Below are 6186 nucleotides of genomic sequence, written 5' to 3'. Positions count from 1 at the left end.
AGGGGATTTACCCACTACAGAAATTATAGAGCCAGTTTTTGATTTCCAATGAGATGTCAAATAAGTATATAACTTTACTTTTGGGACAAAATTTGTTAAAATATAGCCATGTTATAAAATCTAACATACAAGGAGAAATGAATCATGAGCATGAAAAAACGCTTATTAGGAGCAGGTTTGACACTTGCTGCTGCGGTCCTATTGGCAGCATGTGGCCAGTCAGCATCAGACGGTAAAACATACTCGTCGACCTTTGGTGCAGATCCAACAACCTTCAACTATCTCTTGGACTACTCTGGTGATAACACTGCCATTGTAACCAACTTGGTTGATGGTTTGCTTGAAAATGATAACTACGGAAACCTTATTCCTGCCCTTGCAGAAGATTGGAGTGTTTCTAAGGATGGTTTAACTTATACCTACAAACTTCGCCAAGATGCCAAGTGGTTTACAGCTGACGGTGAAGAATACGCTCCCCTTAAAGCACAAGACTTTGTAACTGGTATCAAGTACGCTGCTGATAACAAGGGTCAAGCCCTAGACTTGATTCAGAACTCTATCAAGGGCTTGGACGATTATGTGACAGGCGCAAATACTGACTTTTCAAATGTTGGTGTCAAAGCCTTAGATGACTATACTGTGCAATATACCTTGACTCGTCCAGAGTCATTCTGGAACTCTAAGACAACTAACAGTATCTTGTTCCCTGTAAACGAAGAATTCCTTGCTTCTAAAGGTAAAGACTTCGGAACCCTGAAACCAGATAGCATTCTTTATAGCGGACCATATTTGTTAAAAGATTTTACATCTAAGTCTTCTATCGAATATGTGAAAAACCCACATTACTATGATCAAGAAAAAGTAACGATTGAAAAGGTGAAATTGGCCTACTTTGATGGTTCAGACCAAGACTTGACAATCCGTAACTTTGAAAGTGGTGCTTACTCATCTGCAGGTGTTTATCCAAATAGCTCAAACTTCGCTAAGACCAAGGAAAAGTACAAGGACAATATCGTTTATAGCTTGCAAGATGCAACATCTTGGTACTATAACTTTAACGTCAACCGTGGTGCTTATAACCATACTGCAAAAACAAGCGATGAGCAAAAGCAAGCAACTCAAGCTGCAGTTTCGAATAAAAACTTCCGTCAGGCAATTAACTTCGCCATTGATCGTACAGCATACTCAGCTCAATCAAATGGTGAAGAAGCAGCTAAAAACACTCTTCGTAACTCGCTCGTGCCGCCAACTTTTGTACAAGTTGGAGACAAGACTTTTGGTGAAACAGTTGCTTCAAAATTGGTCAACTATGATACACAATGGTCAAATATGAATATTGAAGATGCTCAAGATGGTTATTTCAATAAAGAAAAAGCACAAGCCAAGTTTGTAGAAGCTAAAAAAGAATTAGAAGCCCAAGGTGTGACCTTCCCAATTCATTTGGACTTGCCTGTAGATCAAGTAAACAAGACCTTGCTTTCAGGAACAAACTCTATCAAACAATCAATCGAATCAACACTTGGTTCTGAAAATGTAGTGGTTGATGTTATCCAATTGTCGACAGATGATTATACAAATGCAACAGCTCAAGCACCAACGCCAGCTGATCATGACTATGATTTGAACTTGGATGGATGGTCGGCTGACTACCAAGATCCATCAACTTATCTCAATCCTTTCAACGCTGAAGATGGATTCTATCTCAAGATTTTGGGACTTGATCCAAGCAAGGACACCGGTAAGATTACTAGTCTAGGTTTGGACCAATTTACTCAAAAATTAAAAACAGCAGATGCAGAAAATACAGACGTAGCTAAACGCTATGAAAACTACGCAGATGCACAAGCTTGGTTGATTGATAGTTCTCTTCTAATCCCAGTTGTGTCAAACGGTGGTGGAGCTTCGGTGACACGCGTGACACCATTTACACGTGCTTACTCACTAGTTGGGATCAAAGGAACTGGAAGCAACTACAAGTACATGAGATTGCAGACAGATGTTGTTACAAGCTCTCAATTTGCTGAAGCTAAGTCTAAATGGGAACAAGAACGTAAAAATTCTGTCGAAAAGAGTCAAAAAGACTTTGAAAGTCACGTGAAATAAGTTTAAGAAGATAGGTTGGGCAAAAACTCAATTTAAAAATGAAATTGAGTGAAGCTCTCAATTATAAAATGCATAGTATCAAGTTTTTTGAACACTTAATACTATGTATTTTTTTATTTTGAAGACTTTTACCCTGCCTCTTGCTTTTTATTAACGATAAATCTTTACTGCGATAGCGGGTCGTTTTTTTGTTTTTGAGACTCTAAAAGGCTATTTTTATAAAAATTTGAATTTCTCCAGTTGAAACCTTCGACTTTCTTGGTAATTATTGAAAGCTTTAGGGTGTGAGAGTACGGTGTTGAGAACTTGTCAACCGATTTCTATCTCTTGGTATTTTTGTTAGAAGTCTTCTTTCAAAAAAAGATATGAGGCATTTAATGATTGAAATATAATAATTTTGGTTTTAAGGCAAAATAAAACGGTTGCAATTCAGGTGTTGATAGCATCCGGTGTTACTTTGTGATATAATAGAAATAAAATAATTAATAGAGGTGTAAGGTGGGAAGACGTTTAAAAGAAAATAAAACGAGCAAGTTTCAGCAAAGTTTCAATATTATTTTGTTGTTTCTATATATAGTGCTTACTTGTTTTTTGCTGTTTTTAATATTCAGATATCATATCTTAGCCGTTAGTTATTTCAATCTTCTTCTAGCAGCTATTATGGTGTTCATTGCGCTAGTAGCTTTATTTTTAATATCAAATAGAAAAGCTAAGAAGTTTACTTTAATCATGCTCTTGCTATCTATTGTAGCCAGCTCACTAGCTTTGGTTGGAGTTCATCAGTTCGTTAGTTTGGCCAATCATTTAAATGCAACATCTAACTATTCTAGTTACTCTATCAGTGTTGCAGTTTTGGAGGATAGTGAGATTGGTAATGTATCTCAACTATCCAGTGTGACAGCTCCGACAAAAACAGATGCGGAGAATATCAAAAAACTGCTTGATGATATTAAGACAAGTCAGAATAAAGACCTAAAGGTTGAGGATAGTTCTTCTTACCTTGCGGCTTATAAGAGTCTCTTAGCTGGAGAGACCAAGGCAATTATTTTGAATAGTGTCTTTGAAAATCTGATTGAACAAGAGTATCCGGATCACGCCAAAAAAATCAAGAAAATTTATACCAAGGAACTAACCAAAACTGTTGAGGCACCTAAGTCTTCTCAAAACAAGGCTTTTAATATCTATATTAGTGGTATTGACACATACGGACCGATTAGCTCCGTTTCTCGTTCAGATGTCAACATCATCATGACGGTCAATCAAGAAACCAAGAAAATTCTCTTGACAACGACCCCTCGTGATGCTTATGTGCCCATAGCTGATGGAGGCAATAACCAAAATGATAAATTGACCCATGCAGGTATTTATGGTGTGGATGCTTCGATTCATACTTTGGAAAATCTTTATGGAATTGACCTAAATTACTATGCACGACTCAACTTCACTTCCTTCTTGAAATTAATTGATCTTTTAGGTGGTGTCGATGTTTATAATGACCAAGAATTCACCTCGCTTCATGGCAAATATCATTTCCCTGTTGGTAATGTTCATCTAGACTCTGAACAAGCTCTGGGATTTGTGCGCGAGCGTTATTCATTATCAAACGGTGATGGAGACCGTGGGCGCAATCAACAGAAAGTCATTTCTGCTATTATTCAAAAACTAACTTCAACAGAAGCTTTGAAGAATTTTGATGGCATTATGCAAAGTTTGCAAGATTCAGTGCAAACAAATATGCCACCTGAAACAATGGTTAGCTTAGTGAACGCCCAACTAGCAAGTGGAGGGAAATATACTGTCATCACTCGAGATCTAAAGGGAACTGGTCGTATGGATCTTCCTTCCTATGCCATGCCTGACAGCAGTCTTTATATGCTAGAGGTAGATCCAAATAGCTTAGAGACACTCAAAACAGAAATTAAAGATATCATGGAAGGAAAATAAGATGATTGATATCCATTCACACATAGTTTTTGATGTAGATGATGGTCCTAAGGATAAGACAGAAAGTATAGCGCTTCTGAAGGAAGCCTATGCTCAAGGAGTCCGTACCATCGTTTCGACTTCCCATCGTCGAAAGGGGATGTTTGAAACACCAGAAGAGGACATATTAAGAAATTTTAAAGTTGTCAAGGAGTTGGCTAAAGAGGTTGCTTCTGATTTAACTATCTTGTATGGAGCAGAGATTTATTACAGCAGTGATGCTTTAAACAAATTAGAGAATCAGCAGATTCCACAACTAAATGGCACCCGTTATGCCTTGATAGAATTCAGTATGAATACCCCTTATCGTGAAATCCATAATGCATTAACCAATGTGCTCATGCTAGGAATAACTCCAGTAATAGCTCATATAGAGCGTTACGATGCTTTGGAAAACAACGAAAAAAGGGTTAAAGAGCTTATTAATATGGGTTGCTATACACAAGTTAATAGTTCAAGTATCCTTAAACCAAAATTGTTTGGAGATACCTATAAATTCATGAAAAAACGTGCTCGCTATTTCTTGGAGCGAGACTTGGTTCATATAGTTGCTAGTGATATGCATAATCTGGATAGTCGTCCACCTTATATGAAAGAAGCCTACGAAATCGTAAGTAAAAAGTATGGATTGGATAAAGCTCGGGAACTCTTTATGTTAAATCCAGAAAAAATCATTAAAGATCAAATTATTTAGGAGTTATAATGAAAGAAAAAGATACTATTGAAATCAATGTTATTCAGTTGTTAAAGGCACTATGGAAAAAGAAACTGCTAATCCTTCTTGTAGCCATCGTAGCAGGAGCTGCTGCATTTGCATATAGTAGTTTTGTTGTTAAACCTGAGTATAGAAGTACAACTCGGATCTATGTAGTTAATCGAAACCAAAGTGATAAACCGGGATTGACAAATCAAGATCTACAAGCAGGAACTTACCTGGTTAAGGACTATCGTGAGATCATTCTTTCCCAAGATGTCCTAGAGAAAGTAGTTGCTGATCTTGGCTTAAACATTAATGCGAAAATATTAGCTAAGAAGATTCAAGTAACGGTTCCCGCAGATACACGTATCGTATCTATTTCAGTTAGTGATCACAAACCTGACGAAGCAAGTCGAATTGCAAATGCTCTTCGAGATGTTGCGGCACAAAAGATTATTGCGGTCACCCGTGTTTCTGACGTAACTACCTTGGAGGAAGCACGTCCAGCAACTGGACCGTCTTCACCAAATATTCGTCGAAATACCATTATGGGAGTTGTAGCAGGTGCAGGATTAGTGATTGTAGTGGTCTTGTTGCTTGAACTATTCGATGACCGTATTAAACGTCCAGAAGATATCGAAGATGTTATGGAAATTTCACTCCTTGGAGTCATTCCAGACATGGATAAATTAAAGTAAGGGAGAACTTATGGCGAAGTTAGAATTATCACAACAAAAACTGAACTCTGTAAAAAAAGCAGAAGAGTACTACAATGCTTTATGTACAAATATACAACTGAGTGGGAATAACTTAAAGGTTATTGCCGTTACATCGGTTGACCCTAGCGAAGGAAAGTCTACAACAGCTACTAATGTTGCTTGGGCTTTTGCGCGTGCTGGCTACAAGACGCTATTGATTGATGCCGACATTCGAAACTCAGTCATGTCTGGAGTATTCAAATCAAGAGAACGAATCACAGGTTTAACTGATTATCTTGCTGGTACGCAAGACTTATCTCATGGTCTTTGTGAAACAAACATTGATAATTTATTTATGATCCAATCAGGGTCACCTTCTCCAAATCCAACAGCTCTTCTTCAAAGTACCAATTTTGAATTGATGATTGAAACACTACGAAAATATTTTGATTATATTATTGTTGATACAGCCCCAATCGGAGTTGTAATTGATGCAGCGATTATTGTTCAAAAATGTGATGCATCCATTTTGGTTACAGAAGCTGGCGGAACAAAAAGAAGAGATATTCAAAAAGCTAAGGTTCAGTTAGAACAAACAGGGATCCTATTTTTGGGTGTTGTTTTAAATAAATTTGATGTTAAACGAGAAAAATATGGATCTTATGGAACTTACGGTTCTTATGGTAAAAGAAAAAAATAAGATAG

General features: G+C 37.2%; 5 protein-coding genes. All 5 read left to right on the top strand.

Annotation, left to right across the window (positions count from 1 at the left end; all coding sequences use genetic code 11):
• The first annotated feature begins 144 nt into the window (after positions 1-144).
• The 5 genes from HMPREF2837_RS02150 (at position 145) to HMPREF2837_RS02130 (ending at position 6181) form a co-directional block, all read left to right on the top strand.
• Positions 145-2103 carry a peptide ABC transporter substrate-binding protein gene (locus HMPREF2837_RS02150; RefSeq protein WP_049548742.1) on the top strand — a complete coding sequence of 653 codons (1959 nt, stop codon included), beginning with the start codon at positions 145-147 and terminating at the stop codon, positions 2101-2103.
• A 498-nt stretch (positions 2104-2601) separates the two neighbouring features.
• Complete coding sequence (locus HMPREF2837_RS02145) at positions 2602-4047, top strand: LCP family glycopolymer transferase CpsA (RefSeq protein WP_049548741.1); 1446 nt, start codon at positions 2602-2604, stop codon at positions 4045-4047.
• A 1-nt stretch (position 4048) separates the two neighbouring features.
• On the top strand, positions 4049-4780 hold the full coding sequence (cps4B, locus tag HMPREF2837_RS02140) for a capsular polysaccharide biosynthesis protein Cps4B (RefSeq protein ID WP_049548740.1): 732 nt from the start codon (positions 4049-4051) through the stop codon (positions 4778-4780).
• A gap of 8 nt (positions 4781-4788) precedes the next feature.
• On the top strand, positions 4789-5481 hold the full coding sequence (locus HMPREF2837_RS02135; protein ID WP_049548739.1) for a CspC family polysaccharide chain length determinant protein: 693 nt from the start codon (positions 4789-4791) through the stop codon (positions 5479-5481).
• Between the two features lie 10 nt (positions 5482-5491).
• Complete coding sequence (locus HMPREF2837_RS02130) at positions 5492-6181, top strand: tyrosine-protein kinase (RefSeq protein WP_049548738.1); 690 nt, start codon at positions 5492-5494, stop codon at positions 6179-6181.
• The last annotated feature ends 5 nt before the right edge of the window (positions 6182-6186 follow it).

It is taken from the genome of Streptococcus sp. HMSC071D03 (genome assembly GCF_001812125.1).
Classification (GTDB): Bacteria; Bacillota; Bacilli; order Lactobacillales; family Streptococcaceae; genus Streptococcus; species Streptococcus pseudopneumoniae_N.
Note: the sequence above shows the minus strand (reverse complement) of the source record. Positions and strands in the feature narration are given on the sequence as shown.